General features: G+C 38.6%; 15 protein-coding genes. 3 read left to right on the top strand and 12 right to left on the bottom strand.

Annotated elements, in window-relative coordinates; all coding sequences use genetic code 11:
• On the top strand, positions 1-199 hold a 199-nt coding region (locus tag A33Q_RS22265), incomplete at its 5' end, for a hypothetical protein (RefSeq protein ID WP_040490807.1).
• Between the two features lie 91 nt (positions 200-290).
• On the opposite strand, the gene A33Q_RS21335 is transcribed toward A33Q_RS22265, so the two are convergent.
• Positions 291-1,133, bottom strand: coding sequence for a DUF4249 domain-containing protein (locus A33Q_RS21335; RefSeq protein WP_009035503.1), 843 nt, complete (start codon positions 1,131-1,133; stop codon positions 291-293).
• A gap of 5 nt (positions 1,134-1,138) precedes the next feature.
• Complete coding sequence (locus tag A33Q_RS21330) at positions 1,139-3,466, bottom strand: TonB-dependent receptor (RefSeq protein WP_009035502.1); 2,328 nt, start codon at positions 3,464-3,466, stop codon at positions 1,139-1,141.
• Between the two features lie 384 nt (positions 3,467-3,850).
• Between A33Q_RS21330 and A33Q_RS21325 the strand changes: the two genes are divergently transcribed.
• Complete coding sequence (locus tag A33Q_RS21325; RefSeq protein WP_009035501.1) at positions 3,851-5,020, top strand: acyltransferase family protein; 1,170 nt, start codon at positions 3,851-3,853, stop codon at positions 5,018-5,020.
• Positions 5,021-5,364: 344 nt separating this feature from the next.
• On the opposite strand, the gene A33Q_RS21315 is transcribed toward A33Q_RS21325, so the two are convergent.
• From A33Q_RS21315 to A33Q_RS21300, 4 genes are all read right to left on the bottom strand, one after another.
• Positions 5,365-5,892: a DUF1543 domain-containing protein gene (locus A33Q_RS21315; RefSeq protein WP_235062826.1), complete on the bottom strand. Its 528-nt coding sequence runs from the start codon at positions 5,890-5,892 to the stop codon at positions 5,365-5,367.
• Between the two features lie 203 nt (positions 5,893-6,095).
• Positions 6,096-7,085, bottom strand: a complete 990-nt coding sequence (locus A33Q_RS21710; RefSeq protein ID WP_009035498.1) for an alpha/beta hydrolase family protein — start codon at positions 7,083-7,085, stop codon at positions 6,096-6,098.
• Positions 7,086-7,157: 72 nt separating this feature from the next.
• Positions 7,158-7,370, bottom strand: coding sequence for a hypothetical protein (locus tag A33Q_RS21305; protein WP_009035497.1), 213 nt, complete (start codon positions 7,368-7,370; stop codon positions 7,158-7,160).
• A 95-nt stretch (positions 7,371-7,465) separates the two neighbouring features.
• Positions 7,466-8,602 carry a helix-turn-helix domain-containing protein gene (locus A33Q_RS21300; protein WP_009035496.1) on the bottom strand — a complete coding sequence of 379 codons (1,137 nt, stop codon included), beginning with the start codon at positions 8,600-8,602 and terminating at the stop codon, positions 7,466-7,468.
• 309 nt (positions 8,603-8,911) lie between these two features.
• Here A33Q_RS21300 and A33Q_RS21295 point away from each other — a divergent pair, with 309 nt between their 5' ends.
• Positions 8,912-9,976 carry a serine hydrolase domain-containing protein gene (locus A33Q_RS21295; RefSeq protein WP_009035495.1) on the top strand — a complete coding sequence of 355 codons (1,065 nt, stop codon included), beginning with the start codon at positions 8,912-8,914 and terminating at the stop codon, positions 9,974-9,976.
• A gap of 49 nt (positions 9,977-10,025) precedes the next feature.
• Here A33Q_RS21295 and A33Q_RS21290 read toward each other — a convergent pair whose 3' ends face one another.
• From A33Q_RS21290 to A33Q_RS21265, 6 genes are all read right to left on the bottom strand, one after another.
• Positions 10,026-10,520: a hypothetical protein gene (locus A33Q_RS21290; protein ID WP_009035494.1), complete on the bottom strand. Its 495-nt coding sequence runs from the start codon at positions 10,518-10,520 to the stop codon at positions 10,026-10,028.
• A 90-nt stretch (positions 10,521-10,610) separates the two neighbouring features.
• Entirely contained in the window at positions 10,611-12,281 is a 1,671-nt protein-coding gene (locus A33Q_RS21285) for a serine hydrolase (protein ID WP_009035493.1), read from the bottom strand.
• Positions 12,282-12,837: 556 nt separating this feature from the next.
• Positions 12,838-14,370 (bottom strand): alkaline phosphatase family protein, encoded by a 1,533-nt coding sequence (locus A33Q_RS21280; RefSeq protein ID WP_009035492.1) that lies wholly within the window; start codon positions 14,368-14,370, stop codon positions 12,838-12,840.
• A gap of 117 nt (positions 14,371-14,487) precedes the next feature.
• Positions 14,488-15,960 (bottom strand): SusD/RagB family nutrient-binding outer membrane lipoprotein, encoded by a 1,473-nt coding sequence (locus A33Q_RS21275; protein ID WP_009035491.1) that lies wholly within the window; start codon positions 15,958-15,960, stop codon positions 14,488-14,490.
• Positions 15,961-15,983: 23 nt separating this feature from the next.
• Positions 15,984-19,430 (bottom strand): SusC/RagA family TonB-linked outer membrane protein, encoded by a 3,447-nt coding sequence (locus tag A33Q_RS21270; RefSeq protein ID WP_009035490.1) that lies wholly within the window; start codon positions 19,428-19,430, stop codon positions 15,984-15,986.
• A 75-nt stretch (positions 19,431-19,505) separates the two neighbouring features.
• Positions 19,506-20,483: a FecR family protein gene (locus tag A33Q_RS21265; protein WP_009035489.1), complete on the bottom strand. Its 978-nt coding sequence runs from the start codon at positions 20,481-20,483 to the stop codon at positions 19,506-19,508.
• Positions 20,484-20,561: the final 78 nt, after the last annotated feature.

Below are 20,561 nucleotides of genomic sequence, written 5' to 3'. Positions count from 1 at the left end.
CATTAATTTATCAGAAGTGGCCGGACCTTTTAACCTACAAGCAGAACTGATGCTTGGATTTAAAGGGAATTACTTCAAAAAACTGGAAATCCTCAACGCATCAACTTTCGGTTTTACCTACCAATTCAACTCCCCCTTGACTGCCGGAAATGTTGAAAATATCAGACCGATTAATCTGACTTGGAGGTTTTTGTTTTAAAGTAGATTCCCCTTGGTGTATGATAATATACACACCAAGGGGAAATATTTTATTAAGAAATCCTAGGAACATTTTTGCAAAATAACCTCTTCTATTCTCCAATGATTATTCCGGCTGTATGGTAAGCACTTGCATTGAAATAGCCAACAACCGGGATATCGGAAATCAAATTCGACTTGGGATTATAGGCCGGAGAATCGAAAAAACTCTCCTGTGTCAATGCCTGCATATAGATATCGAATAAATACTGGTAAAATGTATTGCTGATGGATTGTTGATAAACGACTATCTCATCCCCTTCCTGAAATGGGTCGTAGGTCAGATCAAGTCCAGTAATAAGATTTCCATCAAGCCTGTTATCTTCCACCACCATAATCTGCCGGGGGTCATTTGAGAATTCTCCGTTTACTTTAACTTTCCAACGGTAGTTGTTTCCTTTTCCTTTTGGATCATAAGTATCTATAAAAAGGTAATAGCCTTCTTCAAATACCAAACTTTCCGGCTTGAATTCATAGCTGATTCCTGTGATTTCTGAAACAGGTTCCAGTTTCTCAGATTTACTTGAAATGACCTTGCTGCTAAAACCTGGATGATCAGGCATTTCAGGCAATTTTATTTCAAGTTTATAACTTGATCCGATTTTACCTTTATGGCTCAATTTATACTCACCATCCTGTGTATAATTGTAGGATCCTATAAGTACTTCATCTTCATATAAATCAATCACAGCATTTTCAATTATGATTTTTTGGCTGGACTGAAAGTAGGGTTGGGTAATAGACAGTCTTAGCAATTGTATTTCATCCAAATTATTGATTTCTCCATTTACCACCACCATGGCTTCATAGGATTTTACATCCAATTCTATCGTATCCATGCAGGAGAACATTAAAAGCATGGACACGCTGAATAATATATTTTTAAGCGTTTTCATTTGGTTTAAAATTTAAAGTTATAGGTTACACTTGGTATCACGGATCCTAAAATCGAGAGTCTCACGGCTTCAGTCTGGGGTGAAGCTTCTTGTTGTCTGAAAAAGATCGAGTAGGCATTTCTTCGGGCATAGACATTATATAGCCCAAAGCTCCATGATCCCCTTTTGCCCTCCGGATTTAAGTTGGCTGAAATATCCAGCCTATGATAGGTAGGAATCCTATGTGCGTTCCTTTCTCCTATCACTGGCAGAATCATTCCCTCCCATTCGTACTTTCCTATCGGCTGGGTAAATGGTCTTCCTGATGCCAGGACAAAATTGGCAGAGAAGTCCCACTTTTTATTGAGCTGGTACAAACCGTAAATACTTAGGTCATGGGGTTTGTCAAAATTTGCCCTGTACCATTCACCTTGATTGATTCCGTTTACCTTCCTTTCTGACCTGGAGAGGGTATAGCTGATACGTCCTGTAAATCTTCCTTCCTTTTTTTCTACAGAGGCCTCCAACCCATAAGCCCTTCCTATTCCTTCCAACACTTCTGTTTCCAAGGTTTCATTGAAAGTTAACCTTGCACCATCTTTGAAGTCCAACACCCTTCTGTAATCTTTGTAATATCCCTCCACAACCAGTTCAAAATTGTTGTTCTGAATTCCCCGCACCAATCCCAAGGATACTTGGTCTACCTGTGCTGGTTTTAGATAAGCATTGGATGGCTTCCAGACATCTATAGGAGAAGGTGAATTGGTATTGGAAATCAGGTGTACAAATTGGTTGGCCCTGTGAAAGCTTGCCTTGATGGCCGTGGTTTTGTTTGGGGTGAAACTCAAGTTAAACCTTGGTTCCAAACCATTGTAGCGGGCCATGGTCTGATGTCTTGAAAAGCTGACCGAGTCAATAATTGCATCTCTTTCCATTACTCCATCCTGATATATATATTGTGTTCCTCCAAGTCTTCTGAAATCCACATACCTAAGCCCCACTTCAAATTTCCATTGCTCATTGATTTTTTCATTCCAAGACACATAGGCACCTGATTCAATGGCATGTTCTTTGGCCATTTCAAGGAAGTTGACCGCAGATTCTTCACTGGTTGGCACAATTGTTCCAGGCACATAATCCTGCATATTGGATTGCAGACCAAAATCAATGGTCCTGTTGGGGTTTACAAAATAGGCAGCATCAGCCTTAAAAGTCTGATTTAGTATACTCGATTTCCAATCCCAGGCATCAGGTCCATGACTGCCAATGATATGGTAAAAATAATTGCTGTTGGTCACGGTGATATTGGTAAACAACCTGGGGTTGAACACATGGTTCCATCTAAAGGTCATGGTGTTGTTTCCCCAACTGCTGCTGAACAGATCACCCAATTTCATCACATCTTTTCCGGAATAATAGGAAAGGAAAATCCTGTCTTTGTCTGAAAATTTATGGTTAACTTTTGCATTGAAATCATAGAAATAGAGGTTGTTGTTTTTCAGTTCTTCGTCACCGGATAGTTTGGTGAAGACATCCATGTAAGAGCGTCTGCCTGCCAGCAAGAATGATGTTTTGTCTTTTTGAATGGGACCTTCCACGGTCAACCTACTGCTCAATAGCCCGATTCCACCTTTGACTTGTAACTTTTTGGAGTTTCCTTCCAATTGTCTAACATCGAGTACCGATGACAACCTTCCGCCATACTGTGCCGGTAATCCACCTTTATATATCTTGACATCCTTGATGGCATCAGAATTGAATACTGAGAAAAAGCCCATCACATGCGCAGCATTGAATACTACTGCTTCATCCAATAAAATCAGGTTTTCATCTGCTCCGCCTCCGCGTACATTAAATCCTGAAGTGCCCTCTCCCACTGTGGAAATTCCAGGGAGAAGTTGGATGTTTCTGATCAGATCAACTTCACCCAATAACTTGGGCATCTTTCTCATTTGTTCCATGGAAACCCTTTCTATTCCACTTCCGATTTCCAGGATTTTTTCATCTTTGGCTATTGCCGAAACTTCCACCATTTCCAGGGAAAGATTGCTGGGCATCAATTCAATGGACAGATTGAGATCGGCTTGCAGTTCAATCTCAATTGTTTTGGATTCAAATCCCATATAGCTGACCTGAAGGTAATATTGGTCAGGTCTAATGGAAATAGAATAAAAGCCGTACAGATTGGTAACAGCCCCTTCCGAGGTACCTCTGATCAGGACTGTTGCTCCAAGAAGCTCTTCTCCGGTGGAAGCATCCCGAACATACCCGCTTAGGGTCATTTTTTCCTGTTGAGCCATCAATAGGCATACATGCAGGAAGAGCATCAGGAAAATAGTAATGGTTTTGTACATTTTAGCTTTGGTTTAAATAAATTATGTTATTAGATATCTTTTGAGGAATTCCCGAAATTCAAATAAGAACATGCTTCAAAATTCGGATAAGCAGATATTGAAAATGTTCAGGTTGTAAAAGCTGAACCAATTTTTTTAAAAATTCTAAATAGTTTATACTCCTTTCATTTTCAATTAATTATAAAAAATGCTCAATAAAGGATTTAAAAGTATTTTCTGACTTTTTTTTATCATAAGAAAATGACTGACGACAAATTGTAGTGAAAGGAAAATAGACCAAGAAAAAGTGGCATAAAACCAATAATATAATAAGTTCGGGTTTACAAAACAGAACTTTTGGCCTTGTATATACCGTAATTTTATCCTTTCAAAAAATCAGAAAAAATGCGGAGACATGATTTAGATTGGCTAAGAGTAATTGTATTCAGTATATTGATTTTTTACCATGTTGGCATGTTCTTCGTTCCATGGGATTACCACCTCAAAAACAATATTTTATATCCTAATTTAAAATGGCCCATGTTATTTGTAAACCAGTGGAGATTACCTATACTTTTTGTTATTTCAGGAATGGGCACCTACTATGCATTATCAAAAAAAAGCGGTTTCTCATTTATTAAAGAACGGATATGGAGGCTCTTTCTCCCTCTTTTGGTTGGAATGTTGTTTATTGTCCCTCCACAGGTATATTTTGAACGCCTAAGCACGTTGGAATTTACGGGAAATTACTTCGAATTTTGGCCTTCAAAAGCATTCCTTGGAAGTTATCCGGAAGGGAATTTATCTTGGCATCACCTTTGGTTCTTGCCATATCTGTTGATCTTCTCTTTGATTTTGGTTCCAATTTTTCTGTACTTAAAAAACCATAAAGAAAACCGATTACTTAAACTTACTGAAAGGCTTGCCTCCTCTACCTTTGGATTGTTTTGGTTAATCTTTCCTTTATTTATTTATAACTCTATTTTGGCCCCAAATTATCCTTCCACTCATGCATTAGTGGGAGATTGGTTTAACTTAATAAACTATATTACTCTTTTTTTCTTTGGCTTTATTTTGATTTCAGTAAAGGAGACCTTTTGGAAAACAGTAATGCACCATCGAAAAATTTACCTGCTATGTGGGATATTGGGATTTAGTTTTTTGCTTTTAATTTGGCTTGTTTTTGAACGATCTCCATTAATTTATTATATGGAATCTTTGGTAAGAGCATTCAATACCTGGTCTTGGATAATGACCATATTTGGATTTGCTGCTTCATATTTGAACGGTAGAAATGCATTCCTGTCTTATGCCAATGAGTCAGTGTACCCATTTTATATTTTACATCAAACGGTAACAATAACTTTAGGGTACTATTTAATGAATCTAGATTGGGGATTACTTTCAAAATTTACCCTGATGGTTTTTGGAACCTTTGGAATTTCGCTTCTAATATATGAATATGGTATCCGTAGATGGAAGTTTATCAGGCCTTTGTTTGGCTTAAAGCAAAATAAATTAACCGCAGCCTCAGACGAAGAAGTACCTAAAATCTGTTTATCAGAACAATCCTGACTTTCGCTTAAATTTGGACAGGTATTTTAAAAATATAAAAATAAGTATGGACTAATTATCGGATTCTCCTTAGCCAAAAACAGCCTCTTTTTTAAATTGACTTGGGGCCATTCCTGTGCGCTTCTTAAAAGCGGTATTGAATGCAATCTTTGAACTGAATCCTGCTTCAAAGCAATTCCGATCATGGAAAGATGGCTTAGCTTTTCATCCATCATCAGGTTTTTAGTTTCTTCAACTCTATAGCCATTGACCAACTCTAAAAAATTTTTCCTCAAGCATGAATTTATCGCCTGAGATACTATATATTCTTCACAAATTAAAAAATGAATGGTCATGACATAAATCTATAACTTATTTAATAAAAAATAGCCAAGATGAAGTTCATCTTCCTGAAGACCTGAATTTTTAGAAACTGATATATAATATTTGGTTTTATACTTTTCATTCAAAATTTCTTGGACTTCTGATAGGTCATCCACATCTATACCGTATTTATCATCTATATGGGAAGGAGCTCCCTTGAAGCCGATATGCTTATAAAATGCTGTTAGTTTTGCTTGAAAGATGGCTTTTGCTTTATTGACATCAACGGTTAACATCTTGTAATGAAATTCTTCAAACTCCCCTATTTTATAACCTCCAAGATTGATAAAAAAAAGTTTGTTCTTATTTCGGTCATCATGGATATGCCCTTCGGTTTGTTTTGGCAGGATTTTTATTTGGTATCCATTTACATTATTTACTTCTCTCCAAGCATCAATGTGTAAACTTTTTCGGGCATCTGGCCAAAAATCCCTGATATCTGATGCCAGGTCTTTTAATTCCCTTGCTATTCCAAAAAACACATCATGTTGTTCAGTATTTCTAGCCAAAGGTTTAGCGCCTAAGAGAATCATATATAATTTGAAATCACTTATATAAATTTGGTATTATGTCAAGGAAAGTAAATATTAATTCATCAATAAAGCACAAAATAGGTCATCAGAAATTCCATTTAGGATGAATAATTTTTTCCAGGTGAAATATAGAATTTCTGATTAAGTCAAATTAAATCCCCTTGGAGGTTTGTTCCACTTCAATTTGCAGTTTTCGATCTAATCCCAGCCTCTAAGACATTTCCTATCTCATTTTTAATCCAATCAACCATCACATCCCTGGTATCCTCTGAAAATTTCAAATCACTCCAAGCACCTTTATAACAAAAAGGGGAGGTTTTGAAACTATGGTTTTCATCTGCCGCAATGTGGAAGGAAATATTTTCAGGTAATCCCTTGGGATAAAGCTCTCCTAAGTGTTCCAAACTCCATGTGGGATTCACTAATCTGTCATTTTCTGCAAAAAGTAATAAAAGAGGTTTTTTGACATTCAATAGATACTCTTTGGGATCAAACTTCCTGATTACTTTCAATTGTTTCCAGTTTTCCTGTAAAGGAAAAAGTGAAATAATGGTCAGGTCTCTGTTCACCATTCTTTTGGCCTTTTTCAATGCTTTTTCGGGAGCAAGGTTTTTGTTGCATATAAAGGCGCTCTGATAGTCATTGACTAGTTGTTTTTTGACATCGAAAGTGGGGCCAGCCATACTGATACCTCCTGCAAAAAGGTGAGGGTACTCGGACAGGCATACCTGAACAATCCAGCCTCCCTGACTATGTCCCACCACATAAATCTTTTCTTGGTCTATTTGGGGAACTGTCCTTAAATATTCAGCGGCATGCATGGCATCCCTTGCCCGCTGTTCAAAATCAGCTTTGTACCAGACACCTTCAGATTCCCCTACCCCACGCTTGTCAAAGTACAAAAATGCGACTTCATCATTTTCAAATGGTTCTTCTAAAAAGAATTCCAGAAATCGTTTATAATCTTTGGAATATGAGCTATTGCCCCCTGAACCTATCAGAAATATTATCGCAGGAGCTTTTTTATCTTGCTTTTGGGGCAATATTAACTTCCCTTTTATCAGGGCATCATCACTTACAAATTGCACAGAAAGTGAATCTTTGGAGTCTGCAAAACTCAAATGGATTCCTGCTACTAAGAGCAGCACGATCATGATCAATGTTTTCATGGGATTTATGGTTTAGTGGGTCATTTAATATTTATTTCTAAATGAAATTACTTGGCTCATACTTGGCATATTTTAAATTACCAGACCGGAAAATCGAAAAAGGTATCTGATAAAGTCCAATTCCTGCATAGGGATGCTGCTTTCCCAAAACATCGTCATCTCCTTACTTTGCATTTGAAAGTAACCTAAGGAAAATGTTTTCAAGAGCCCAATGATGATTAGCAGTTGAAAACCGAATTTGATTTCGTCATCATTGTTTGGATTTTTTGATCTGTGCTTTAGCATGTCCCAAAATTACAACTACAAATTTTTGGAATGTTCAGATTTGGAAACTCGGACTTATTCGGTGAAAAATTTTTGGAAATTATCCGAAATCAATGCTAATCCGAATAACTTGACTCTCTTTTAAATTGGCTTGGTGTCATTCCGGTGTGTTTCTTGAAAGCAGTATTAAAAGCCGTTTTGGAACTAAAGCCTGCTTCGAAAGCAATTCCAATCATGGAAAGATGACTCAACTTTTCATCTAGCATCAATATTTTGGCTTCCTCTACCCGGTAACTGTTGATAAGATCAAAAAAATTCTTTCCCAGACAGGTATTGATGGCTTGGGAAACTATATAGGGTCTTTCATTAATTTTTTCAGCCACATCTTTAATACTGACATTCTCCTCCTTATAAAACTTCTCGTTTTCCATCAGCGCTATTACGCTATCACCTACCAATTGTATTTCATCGCTTATCTCTTCTTTTGCATCAATTTCATCCAACTCATTCCCTGAAAGTTCAGGAGCATCAACAATCTTTTGCAGCTGATAGATCTGAGGAGTCAATTTCCCCTTTATGGCAATGAAGTACATGAAAATCGTAGAGATCAGGGTTTTCATTACCCGGTGATAGGTACCAGTGCGACCGGAAAACCCAAAATATACAATAGCATAAACCAAGTCGATCAAAATCAACAAAGACATGAAAATGATGATCTGATAGACTAATTTCAAACCGATATTGTTCAGGGACGAAAAATTCCTCAATACTTTATCACTGTATTCCTGATAAGCTCTGATCACTAAAAAAAGATAGAAGAAGGAAACCAGAAAATACCACCCAACTGTGAATCTTTCCAGTTGAATCCCTTCCAAAAATAAGGGCGAACCTGAAACCCTATTATATATGACCAGAATATCCAGAAATATCACCAACAAATGCCAACCTTGTCTTCTCCAGGCTATGTTTTGATATAGGCTCTTGATAAAAAATAGCAAGGCAATATTCGCCAGGAACCTGAACCCATAAATCATAAAAACCAAATCCGAACTGAAAGCCTCTGTAATCCTGGTTGCCACCAATAAATGGGCAAAAAACAACAAAAAGATACTCAATAGCCAATTGGAAACTTTATGTCTTTCCGGATAGAACAATACCACAACTGCCAGGACAAGACCCTGAATAGCCCCCAAATAACTGAAATACTCAGTGATGTTGTTTTCTAAGAAAAGCTGGATTTTTTCGGAGTTCATGAACAGGTAGAAGAGATGATGGCCTGATTTTCATTATCGGCTTATCCAAAAGAAAAACGGTGCTTCTATTTCGGAATAAATTACACTAATTGATCAAGTTGCAGATCTTGCATCACAGATATCTTTCAGCCAAAGTTTGCTATCCATACTACGCAATCCATGACAAGGTAAACAATTAATTATCTAAAATGGGTGCAGCTTTGAAAAACAGTACTTCCCGATAAAATCCATCCCATACCTTCATGCAGATCTATTTGGAAGGTTTCATATAGGTCTACTATTTGAAAAGCAATTTTAACATTGAAAAAAATGGATATCAGTCACAAGATTAAGGATCATTTCCACAAACAGATCAAAAAGGACAAAAACCTCAACAATGCATATTTGTTGGTTCACTCTCAAAAAGCAGGTATACATCTTAACGTAGCCTCAGGTCACGGACAAACCGAAATCAATACCCTTCAGCCACAATATATGGCAAGTGTGGGCAAACTATTTACTGCTACACTAATTTCCATTTTTCGGGAAAAAGGACACCTCAAGTTCGATGATAAAATAGCGGACTTTTTGGAATCCGACATGTTGAATAAGCTTCATGTTTATAAAAACACTGACTATTCAGGCTATATCAGGATCAGTCATTTACTCAATCAAACATCAGGCTTATTCGATTCTTTTTGGCCCCTATTGCAAAATGTATTGAATGATCCTAATTTCAAGATATGTCCCAAAGACGCCATTCAATGGGGAAAGGAAAACTTATCTTCTAAATTTAAGCCGGGGACAAAGCATTATTATTCTGATACCAATTACTATCTTCTAGGGTTAATCCTCGAAAGCATTTCTAAAAAACCATTTCATGAATTATTGCACCAATATATCTTCGATCCTTTAAAAATGGATTCTGCTTATGTATTTGGATATTCAAAACCTAAAGTCCAATCTGAATATCTATTGGCTGGTTTTTATGTTAAAAATCAAGATCTCTCCCAACTGGAAAACTATCCGGGAATAGATTACTCAGGAGGAGGTGTTGTGGCCACCATGGAGGATCTTTTGCTATTTATGAAAGGGTTATTAGGAAATCAGTTAATCAATAAAAACACCTTGACCATGATGATGGAGGACCGGAAATCGCTCAATTTAAGTATCAATTATGGCTATGGCATCTGGATGTTCAAAAAGATTCCATTGATATTACCGACTTCCATGTATTGTTGGGGCTGTGTGGGTGCAACAGGTGCATTTCTATTTTACCACCCATTTTCCGAATCATTCATCATAGGTAATTTCAATGACCTTACCTACCATACCAAAGCTATACAATTCATGTTGTTTAAAGTTGTGAAAGAGTTGGTGAAAAACCAGAGGTGATCTTTCCCGACTTCAAAAATTTTATTCACTCCATAAGTTTTTTTACCTGCTAAACCAAAATTAAAAATGTCCATATGAGAAGAATGAATGGGAGAATTATGATCAAATCCTTATTGATCTTTGCTGCGGTAAATAGCCCACATGCCAATAGGTGTTCCTTTTCTTTCGGATCCAAATGATGAAAATACAGGTTTTTACCAATTCGTTCTAAGGATATTTTCCCTTGCCTTAAAACCCAATCCCCATTAAATATCCCCTTAAGGGAAAATTGAAAAGGGCCTTCTTCTACAAGATTGATTTGTGCCAAATTCCTTAATGCATGCAAATGGATATACCCTATGGATTTGCCTTCCCTGTAGACTCTAAAAGAGTTGCCCATAATATCTATCGGGTAAAAATTATATAATTCTTTCCCGGTATAGATTGCTGAATTATTGAAAAATGGAAGTTTCAATGTTCCAATAATTCCTTGCGAATCCAGAACATAACTAATTTCCGAAATCGGATTTTTCTTTTGAATTATAATGCCTTTTTTATTTTTCATATTCAAATTTACCTTAAGTCAAAACCCTCCTTTCAGTTTCATTGGTCAAAAATGAAAGCTGAAAGGAAGGTTGGAAGGAATTGTCAAATTCTAGTTAATTTTATCGAATGAAATGTTTCTCAATCTCCCCACATCTTTGATTAAAAAGCCATTGATTTTCTTTCGGATATCTCTTGTAAAGTAGATTTCCCCTAACTTTTCAACTTTGAACCTATCACCATCAATATGCTCCAAGGGAAGGTTTTCCAAGCCCAGATAATATTTTAGCGTCCTTGGCATTACCAAGATGGGGACATCATTTTTTAAGGTTATTTGATAACCTGCATTCAGATCAGCACTGAAATAATTCCCTAAAAATTCATCTTTGTCAGGAGCAGGAACAGGCAAAGTCCCGTCATCTTTCTTACCTATAAAACTTTTTCCGCCTTGGTACCAGACCAATTCATTGACTTCTCCGCTACTGTCGATCAAAAACTCCGTTTGTGCCTCAAATGCTTTCAGGTAAAACTTAGAGGGTGAAGACGCAAATAGCTCAAATTCAGGCGCATCAGGAATTAAAAGAAATAGTTTACCTTCTTTTTCTTTAAAAGTCAGCACCATTCCATCATCCATTTTAAATTCTCCTTCAAACTTTCTCAATTGTTCTACAGGGAGTTCTACATCTTCATTTTCTGCCAAAGATGCTTCAACAAAATACGCAGACAGCATAGTTTCTGTCACCAACCTGGATATAGTGGCGGTACTGATATTTTGGTTATTCGCAGCCACAGCTACAAACATGTCATGATCTGGATACCAGGTGAAATAAGCCGAGAATCCCATGGTCCCTCCTGAATGACTAACAAGCCTAATTCCCTTATAATCCACTAAGCTAAGGCCAAAGGTGTAATTCAAATCTGACCCATTGGCCAGTTTTGCTGGTGAAGATGCCAATCTATTTATAACTTTAGGTTCGAACAAAGTTGGTTGAAAATAATGCTTCCCCCAGACCAGCATATCCTCCAGACTCATGTAGATATTGGTACCACCTGCCACAGACTCAGCCTCAGTGATAGTCCTTTCCATTCCATTAGAAGTTTTCTTATACCCTACTGCCCTATTGGGAATGGTCTTGCCAGGTCTGGTATAAGCATAGGAATTCACCATTCCCAAAGGAGCAAAAAGTTCATTTTCGATATAATCATCATAGGCTTGTGCACTTACATTTTCTATAATTTTAGCCAATAAGCTATAACCTGCATTGGAGTACAAAAACTCATCACCAGGATTGAAGTTGAGAGTTTTATAACTTTTGATCAGCTCTAATTCATCATCAGCAGTCCAAGGTTGTTCCAAAGAAATCCCGGCAAATAGTCGGATGTTATCCGTGGAGCCCAAACCACTTGTATGATGGATCAAATGTCTGACTTTGATTTCCTTTCCGTAGTCAGGTAATTCCGGAATGTAATCCTGAATCTTTGCATCTAAATTGATTTTTCCTTCTTCTTCCAACTTCAAAATAGCAAATGCAGTGATATGCTTTGAAACAGAAGCCAGGTTAAAGGTAGTTTGGTTGGAATTAGGCATCTGGTAGTCGAGATTCATTTGTCCATAAGCCTTTTGGAAAATCACATCATTTCCTTTGGTGACCCCGACAACAAAGCCCGGTTGGTCTTTTCCTGTTAATGTCCGGGCAAGGGAATCCATTTTACTTTCTAGGTTTTGGGCAAAGACTTCCAAAGTCAACAAAATTGAGCCAAGAACCATAATTAATTTCTTCATAATTGCTTTTTTTAGATTTTACGAAAAGCAATTTTAAAGCTCAAAGTGATGATAAAAGTCCGACTTTACGAATCTGTACTTCTTTCAGGTATAAAAATCGCCCCCAAAGAAGCCCTCCATGTTAATCATGTGGGGGTGAAAATATTATTTCTTGTCTAATCGGAGCTTCATCCCCAAAAGATTCATTGTTAGCATCTATGATCAAGTTCTAACATTAAAGCATATTTTAAAAGGTAAATTCTTATCCAATATCAATTAGCAACTTGTCCGTCGTGGCATATCCAACTTGCCTGCGCCAGGAAGGTATCTATTCGTATCGGGTTGATCCAGGCCCCTATTTAAATTGGTTAGTGGTCTAATTGCGGATATACATAAAATTTAAAGAGGATGCTATTGAAGCAGCCTCTTTTGTTTAATTTTTCAATTCTTTTTACTTGAGAAAGTATATCCAAAAAGAGATTAAAAAGACAAACTGGCAGGAGTTTACCTTTACCTAAAATGAAATAGAAAAACCCGGAAACTTCCCGGGCCTTAGCTAAATAAGATAAACCTTAAATTATTCTTTCCTTTTTCTAATCGTCTTGGTGTGATCCAAATACTTCCACTCTCCAATGGTCGAATACGTCACATTAAGTTCATACTCACCCCAGTCGAGGGCAACAGTTTTGACATGGGTTTCTGTAGTAAGTTCATTCTCTTCCTTCTCAGTGCTCCCCACAAGGATCTCATTGAGAATTCTTCCATCCGGATTGAATGAATTATCCATGACACCGTGAATGTGAAGCACAGTAGGCACTATATCTACCATACCTGAAGGCAGCTCATTCTCAAAACCTTTCAGAAATGAAGGCCCTTTAGCTATAAAAGGAGTCTTCATCTCAAAGGGGCTGGACGATCCGTGTCCGGCTGTTCCGTTATTGTAAGAATAGCCTGCATATCCAAATGCATTTGTTTCTTCTGTCCAATTGACATCAACATAAAAATCCGCTGCCCTTTGGGGATGGTTCCAGTTGAAAGTTTCCAATGGAAATAGGTTTTCCATAAGGTCATCATTCAGGTTTAAAGAAGAATTGACAAAGACAGCGCCAACCCAATCCTCTGAAACCAATGATTTGATGATATCAGAAGCGTTTTCTTTGGACTCCTTATTCAAATAAACTGCATTGCCTACTACGATGATATCATCTGATTCTTTGGATTCCTTTAATCCTCTTTCAACCAAATGTGAAGCAATCCCAGGGTTACCTTTATGGGTGGCAAAGCCATGGTCTGCAGATACTATAAGGTTAACCCTGTTTTCCATTCCCAATTCTGCAATGGAAGAAATGATCCTTCCTATCTGTTCATCTACATTTCTGATAGACTCCATTGTCATTGGCGCACCTATACCTTCTCCGTGGGCAGTACCATCCGGATCTGAATACCAGATGGTGGCCACATCAACCAAGTCATCAACGAGAGCATATTTGATAAATGCATCAGTAACCCAGTGGTGCCTTTCCTTATTGGGCTTGGACCTTGGCGGTATCTCCCCAATTTCATTTATCACTTTTTCATGCAGGTTTTCAGGCAGAATCATATCAGGGTTGATGATTCCAGATCCTTTGATTTTATGGTTCAAAAGAAATGATTGCCCGGTAGAACCTGTGCTGAAAACAGCATAATTTCCTTTTCCAGAACTTTGCAGAACCTCACCAATTGAAAGACTGCTCAGCAATTTTCCGTTTTCAACAGAATCTGCCATCATCATCACTGATGCGTCTCCTGTATTTAGCCCCTTTAATGGGTCAACCTTAGGCAGGAAAATACTATTTCCCAATATACCATGGGTCTTTGGATAGGAGCCCGTGGCATAAGAAGTTGAATTTACCCTTGTGACTGTAGGAAAGGTACTGTGATGATGCAGCCCGAAGGATCCCTCTTTTATCATTGCGTAAATATTCGGCGTATTTTCCTCATTCACATAATCAAACCTGAGGGCATCCACAATAATTACTACTGTCTTCAACTCAGGTTTTTCTTCTGAATTGCTGGTGCAGGACCAGCCAATTGAACCCAGAATCAATATCAATACTTGAATCTTTTTCATGTTTATATATTTTTTTGTCAAAAGCCCGGCAGCCGTTTGATATGAATTCCGAAGTGATTGGTATTCACATCAATTCTTTTAGTCCTTGACTTATAGGCTCTCATAATCGGGAGTTAATTACTTTTCCCACCATACTTTAGTATCTTGGGTATCCCCTCCCATTCTGGCAACTGCAGCTTCAAGATTTTCAGGATTCAATGCCTGTAGATAGTTTGGATAAGTTATTCTGACCGGAAACTGATTTTCAGCCGGAATACCCTCTCCCCTTGGCAATATGGGATAGCCGGTTCTTCTTTTTTCAAACCATGCCTGATAGTCAGTAAAGAACAACGCAAAATATTTATGTTGTATAATCTGTTCCAATTGACCTTCAAAAGAGGCCTCAGAATTGAATGCAATCATTGGGTTTTCAAAATGACCCTCAGGAAGACTTTTACCCCACTGTCTGATAGAGGCTTCAATTCCTCCCTCATAATGTTCTTTAACAGATTTTGGAGTATCAAAACCTCTCAGGGCCAGCTCAGCGAAAATAAACTCCAGTTCCGAAAAGGTCATAATCAAACCCAAATCTGAAAAATCCCTTAATTCACCTGGAAAGCTGGAGTGGGAGCCTACAGTATATTCCACTTCACTGGGGTAGCCGCTCATGATACCTTTGTATACTTCTTCCCCGTTTTCTTCTACAGTTGTTGCCCAAACTTCACGTCTTGGATCGTTCATTCCATTGAGCCAATCCATGAAATAAATGGTGTAGTAAACTCCTTCATTCCAGCTTAGATTCCTCAAGTTAAAGTATGGGTTGTAGAATGGGAATGTACCGGGATACCTCAAAATAGCGTCATCCTGGATGGACTCAAAGACCGGGTATTTGCCTGAATCTCTCAAAATCATATTGATTTGCTCTGAAACATTGATTTCTCCATCTTTTTTGAGAATTCTCATTAACAATCTTAGACGAAGGGAATTACAAAACTTTCTCCATTTCAAAATTCCAGGAGCACCTGTTGTTTCATAGATCAGGTCTCCACCATAAATAAAGCTTGATGTACCGGAAAGCAGCTCATTGGCTTTCTCCAAATCGTCAAGCATTTGCAGATAAATATCTTTTTGGCTATCGAATTCTGGCTGGAATATTCCTTCTTCGACCCTGTTGGCTTCAGAAAAAGGAATGTCCCCAAAAGCATCAGTCATCATAGAATAACTCCAAGTTCTAAGAATGAGAGCGACAGCCATATATGCATCCGCTTCTAGGCTTTCCGATGTTTGGTACATATCCATAAGGTCTGTCATCAGTCTGTAATGATTATTCCAAAATCCTTCTGAATTATTAGGTTCAATTACATACCGGTGCAACCCATTGTTGACACTGGCCCTAGGGGCCATCATCTGCATCAGTTCATGGGTAAAACCCCTTGACCTGCCTATGGCAGAATTGACCATTCTATATTGCAATTGATCCAGAATAACTCCCGGAAAAACCTCACTGGGTCTGTTTGGATCAGAGTTGATCTCATCAAAATCCTGAGTACAAGATTGGGAAAGAACCAAAAACAGCACTAGAATCGGTATATATCTTACTGAAAATTTCATGTCTTCTAATTTTTAATGATCTTCTAGAATTTGAGGGAAATATTCATTCCCATAGTTCGGGTTGAAGGAAACTGGGTCATTTCAACACCGGGCAACAAGGTGCCGCTGTTCAGCATTGCAATTTCTGGATCAAACGCCGGAAAGCTTGTGAAAAGCAGAAGGTCTCTGCCGTATAATGCTACAGTAGCCTGCACCAACCCAATTTTGGAAAGTAATGCCGGGGAAAAAGTGTATTCCACCCTGGCTTCTCTCAACTTGATGAAGGATGTATCGAAAATATTAGTCTCCACATTGGCATGTTTGTAATACTCATTGTAATATCTCTGAGCACTGGTCACAGTTGTATTTGGTGAAAAAGTACCGTCTCCATTTGCTACGACCCCATCTCCTACAATACCTTCATCCCTACCTGGCAATGTAACTCTTGTTTTGCCCAAGGTATTCAGTTTGTGATTTGTCATAGAATAAGCCATTCCACCTAGTTGACCATCCCAAAGCATACTTGCCCTGAACTTTCCGAAGGTAAATTGATTGAGCATACCACCTTTCCAGTCAGGAAAAGCATTCCCCCAATTTTTCCTTTCTGGATCGAGCTGGGCCGGGATTCCGGCATTGGTATAAATTACTTCTCCTTCAGGAGATCTTTGGAAACCCAGACCATACAAATCTCCCATTCTTCCTCCTACACGTGCTTCAAGGCTTACCACAGAATGTTGTCCAATGATCTGATTATTCAGGCCTTCTGCCAGCTCAATGACATAACTTCTGTTGTAGGACCAATTGAATGTGGTTGTCCAATTGAAATTCCTTCTTGTCATTGTTTTTGTATTGAGGACTAATTCAAGACCACTGCTTTGGATCAAACCGGCATTGGTGAGAATCCTGTCATATCCAGAGGTAATATCCAGAGGAATCGCCAATATCTGGTTCCTACTTTCACTGAAGTATGCTGTAAAATCAATTCCAAACCTGTTATCAAACAGTCTCAGGTCCAAACCTGCCTCATAGGCGGTGGTAATTTCAGGCTTAAGGTCTGCATTGAAAAGCGTGTTGGGATTAGTGAAACTAGTAGCGTAAATCTGATCATAATACCGGGCAGTCTGGTAAGGCCTGGTATCATTTCCTACCTGTGCATACGACAACCTGAGTTTGGAAAAACTTACAGCTGTGGGCAAACGCATCAGTTCATCCAAGATAAAACTGGTACTTACCGAAGGGTAGAAAAAGGAGTTATTGGCAGCAGGCAGTGTACTGGACCAATCATTTCTTCCAGTCAGATCCAGATAAATTTTTCCCTTGTAATCAAACTGTGAAGTTGCATAAAGTGAATTTATCGACCTTTGCAGTAACCTGGGATCGGCTACAGGTTGATCCAATGAATTGGAAATCATATATAGACCTGGCATGGCCAACTGGTCTGCATATACGCCGTTGAAGTTGTTGTAATTGAACATTCTGTTTCCTCCGGCCGAAACTATCACACCAATGTCCCCATTGATTTTTTCCGAATAAGTAAGCAATAAATCAGAGTTTATTTCATAATTGAATATAGACTGCTGCCTGTACATTCCCCTTGGGAATTTAGACATGCTATAAGGTCTTCTTTGCGTCCTGTCCTCATTTGCCAGATCAATACCCGACCTTAGCATTAAATTTAACTTGTCCGAGAATTCGTAGGTGGCAGAAACACTTCCGATGACTCCGTGCTTGTCTATGGTATTGATCATTTCATAGGCTTGTAGGTAAACATTGTCAGGACCTGGATTAAACGGATTCTTCTGTTCTATCTGTTCAAGACCCGGCATCCAATAATCCCTATACCAATTGATATCGGTACTTGGTGTGGTTCCAATAATCATGAAATACATGATAGTCTGGTTATTGTATCCTGCCATGGGCAAGTTGTCAGATTTTTTGTTGACATAATTCACCCTGGAATTGATCTTCAGCCTATCTGATACATTATGATCCAGGGCTGTGGATACAGAAAGTCTTTCAAACCCAGTATTGGGTACAATCCAAGAATTGTTCAAATGAGTAACTGATATTCTCCCTGAGCTTTTGTCTGTTGCCCCCTCTACGGAAATGTTGTTTGTGATTGTATAACCTGGGTTAAAAAAGCCCTTGATGTAATCATGATAAGGTCTCCATGGTGTCCTTTCAGTAGGGATTCCATCAGGAGCATTGGGGTCATACTGGTAATACATCTGGCCGTCAAACTTGGGACCCCACGCCCTACCTGCAGCTACATTGGTACTTGTATTGGGACCATCTTCAGAATCTCCGTATGAATAATATTCATCTGTCCGGCCTTCTCCATATTCATACTGGTAATCCGGCCACCTGAGTCCGGTTCTCTCTGTACTGATGTTAGTGTTGAATGAAACACCGATTCCTTTTTGCTGCCTTCTCCCACCCTTCGTGGTGATGATCAATGCTCCGTTGGCAGCTCTTGATCCATAGAGAGCAGCAGCCGCAGGTCCTTTCAGAACTGTCACACTTTCGATATCATCTTGGTTCAAGTCAGAAACAGCCGAACCGAAATCAACAGGACTATCCTGGTTTAGGTGGCCTCCGAATCCGGTGCCTTCAATTTGTCCATTGATGGGAACCCCGTCGACGACCACCAAGGCTTCATTGTTACTGAGGTTCAGGGAAGTTTCTCCTCTTAGGGTAATCCTCTGAGAACCCATGGGACCAGCTCCACCACCAACTACATTTAGACCAGCAACTTTTCCTGATAGGGCACTTGTCCAGTTATTGCTTCTTGCGTCGGTCAGGTTTTCGGTAGAAATAGTTTGGGTTGCATACCCTAGAGAAGCCTCTTCTCTTTTAATACCCAGTGCGGTGACAATAAACTCTTCTATTTCCCGACTCTTGTATGCCAATTTAATCTCAAATGAGGTCTGGTTATTCACTTGCACTTCAATCGTCTCATACCCGATATAGGAAATGACCAAAACATCATTTTCATTCACATCCAGTGTAAAATTACCATCTATATCTGTGGCGGTCCCCTGTGCAGTACCTTTGACCAAGATATTAACACCCGGCAAAGTTTCACCGGACTGAGCATCCACAATTTGGCCTTTGATTAGCTCCAGCCGGTCAGTTGGATTTTTGGAGTCTGCAAGTGCAATGGTCAATCCTGTCAGTTTGAATTCCAGCCCGGCCTCTTCCTTAATTTTTCCCAAAATCTCATCCAGGGAGGGGTTGGGCTTGTAAATGGTAATACTTCTGTTTTCCACTAAATTGAGCGCAAAGGAAAAGTTAAAATCTGTTTGCTCCTCTACTGCCTTGATCACCTGAATGAGATGATGATTTCCCTGTTTCAGAGAAAGTACTGTATTGTTGATTTGCTTGTCATTTGCAAATGAACTGTTGGACTGTATCCCCACCAGAGCAGCGATCAGCCAAATGGTTGTCCTGGATTTTAGAAAATTTAAAATCAGGGGTAACTTTTTTTTCATAATTTTGGATGGTTTTTAAGTGTTGTGCTTGAATTCCTATTTATTGTAGGGTACTGTTGCCGCAGTACCCTACCTTTATTTGCATTTCATGCTTTTGATGATCAGTTTTTCTCCATTTTGTTCATAATTGAGGTTTACGGAATAATTTATTGTTTCCAGAATCTCTGTAAGATTCATTTTATTATAGGCTCCTGAAACTTTGCAGTCAGTGTCTTCTGCTTCACTTATTACTTCAATTCCAAACCAGGCCTCCAGTTCCTTTGCTATATCATTGACATGTGCACGGTCAAGGACCAGAGTCCCGTCCATCCAGGCAAAATATTTCTCATCATTACTGGTCTCACTTACTTTAAGAATCCCCTCCTTGGTACTGAATCTTGCCTTTTGGCCTTTTTCAAGAATCACCCTTTCAGATTGACTTTTAATTTGAGAAACCATTACTTTTCCTGATTTCACAAGTACCATTTCAGATGAATTCCGTTTATCGGATACTAGAAATTCGGTTCCCAAAACTGTTGTTTCCAAAAAATCCCCAACCACCTTGAACTCTTCACCCGATGATCTTTTTACCTCAAAAAATGCTTCTCCCTTGAGAAAGACTTTTCTTCCTTCCTTAAATTCCTCTTTATAGCTAATCATGCTGTTTTCTTTTAAGAAAACGGTAGATCCATCCGGAAGAATACCTTTCTTCCGTTCTCCTGATTTCGTGATAACTGATTTAACACCAGCATCTTCAAAACTGCTTTGACTATTGTTTAAGAATGAAAAATAAAGTGATCCTACAAGTAGAAACAGGGAAATGGCAGCAGCTACAGTGTAATATAAGTAATAGCTTTTTCTCCTTTTCCCATTTTCTATACCTGCTTTTTTATGTATGTTTTTCAAAACCTCACTTTTATCGATAGCAGGCAAATCCTGATTTAATTCAGAAGAATTTTGCTCTTGGGAATAGTACCATTCATTGATGGTATCAAGATCTTCTCTGGAAATGCTTTCCCCTCTGAGGAGCTTAGCAATGAGTCCTTTCGGATAAGTGGGTTCTTTTTCTTTCATCACCCTTAAGGGAAAAAATAAGCGCTAGCTTACCCGCAAATCCAATGAATAAAAAGTTAAGCTTTGCTCAAAAAATTA

The organism is Indibacter alkaliphilus LW1 (assembly GCF_000295935.2).
GTDB lineage: Bacteria > Bacteroidota > Bacteroidia > Cytophagales > Cyclobacteriaceae > Indibacter > Indibacter alkaliphilus.
Note: the sequence above shows the minus strand (reverse complement) of the source record. Positions and strands in the feature narration are given on the sequence as shown.

Excerpts from the sequence above, each read along its gene's own strand:
- A33Q_RS21325 (WP_009035501.1), top strand. The coding sequence starts at position 3,851 with ATGCGGAGACATGATTTAGATTGGCTAAGAGTAATTGTATTCAGTATA.
- A33Q_RS21300 (WP_009035496.1), bottom strand. The coding sequence starts at position 8,602 with ATGAACTCCGAAAAAATCCAGCTTTTCTTAGAAAACAACATCACTGAG.
- A33Q_RS21295 (WP_009035495.1), top strand. The coding sequence starts at position 8,912 with ATGGATATCAGTCACAAGATTAAGGATCATTTCCACAAACAGATCAAA.
- A33Q_RS21305 (WP_009035497.1), bottom strand. The coding sequence starts at position 7,370 with ATGCTAAAGCACAGATCAAAAAATCCAAACAATGATGACGAAATCAAA.
- A33Q_RS21270 (WP_009035490.1), bottom strand. The coding sequence starts at position 19,430 with ATGAAAAAAAAGTTACCCCTGATTTTAAATTTTCTAAAATCCAGGACA.
- A33Q_RS21330 (WP_009035502.1), bottom strand. The coding sequence starts at position 3,466 with ATGTACAAAACCATTACTATTTTCCTGATGCTCTTCCTGCATGTATGC.
- A33Q_RS21335 (WP_009035503.1), bottom strand. The coding sequence starts at position 1,133 with ATGAAAACGCTTAAAAATATATTATTCAGCGTGTCCATGCTTTTAATG.
- A33Q_RS21280 (WP_009035492.1), bottom strand. The coding sequence starts at position 14,370 with ATGAAAAAGATTCAAGTATTGATATTGATTCTGGGTTCAATTGGCTGG.
- A33Q_RS21285 (WP_009035493.1), bottom strand. The coding sequence starts at position 12,281 with ATGAAGAAATTAATTATGGTTCTTGGCTCAATTTTGTTGACTTTGGAA.
- A33Q_RS21275 (WP_009035491.1), bottom strand. The coding sequence starts at position 15,960 with ATGAAATTTTCAGTAAGATATATACCGATTCTAGTGCTGTTTTTGGTT.
- A33Q_RS21290 (WP_009035494.1), bottom strand. The coding sequence starts at position 10,520 with ATGAAAAATAAAAAAGGCATTATAATTCAAAAGAAAAATCCGATTTCG.
- A33Q_RS21265 (WP_009035489.1), bottom strand. The coding sequence starts at position 20,483 with ATGAAAGAAAAAGAACCCACTTATCCGAAAGGACTCATTGCTAAGCTC.
- A33Q_RS21710 (WP_009035498.1), bottom strand. The coding sequence starts at position 7,085 with ATGAAAACATTGATCATGATCGTGCTGCTCTTAGTAGCAGGAATCCAT.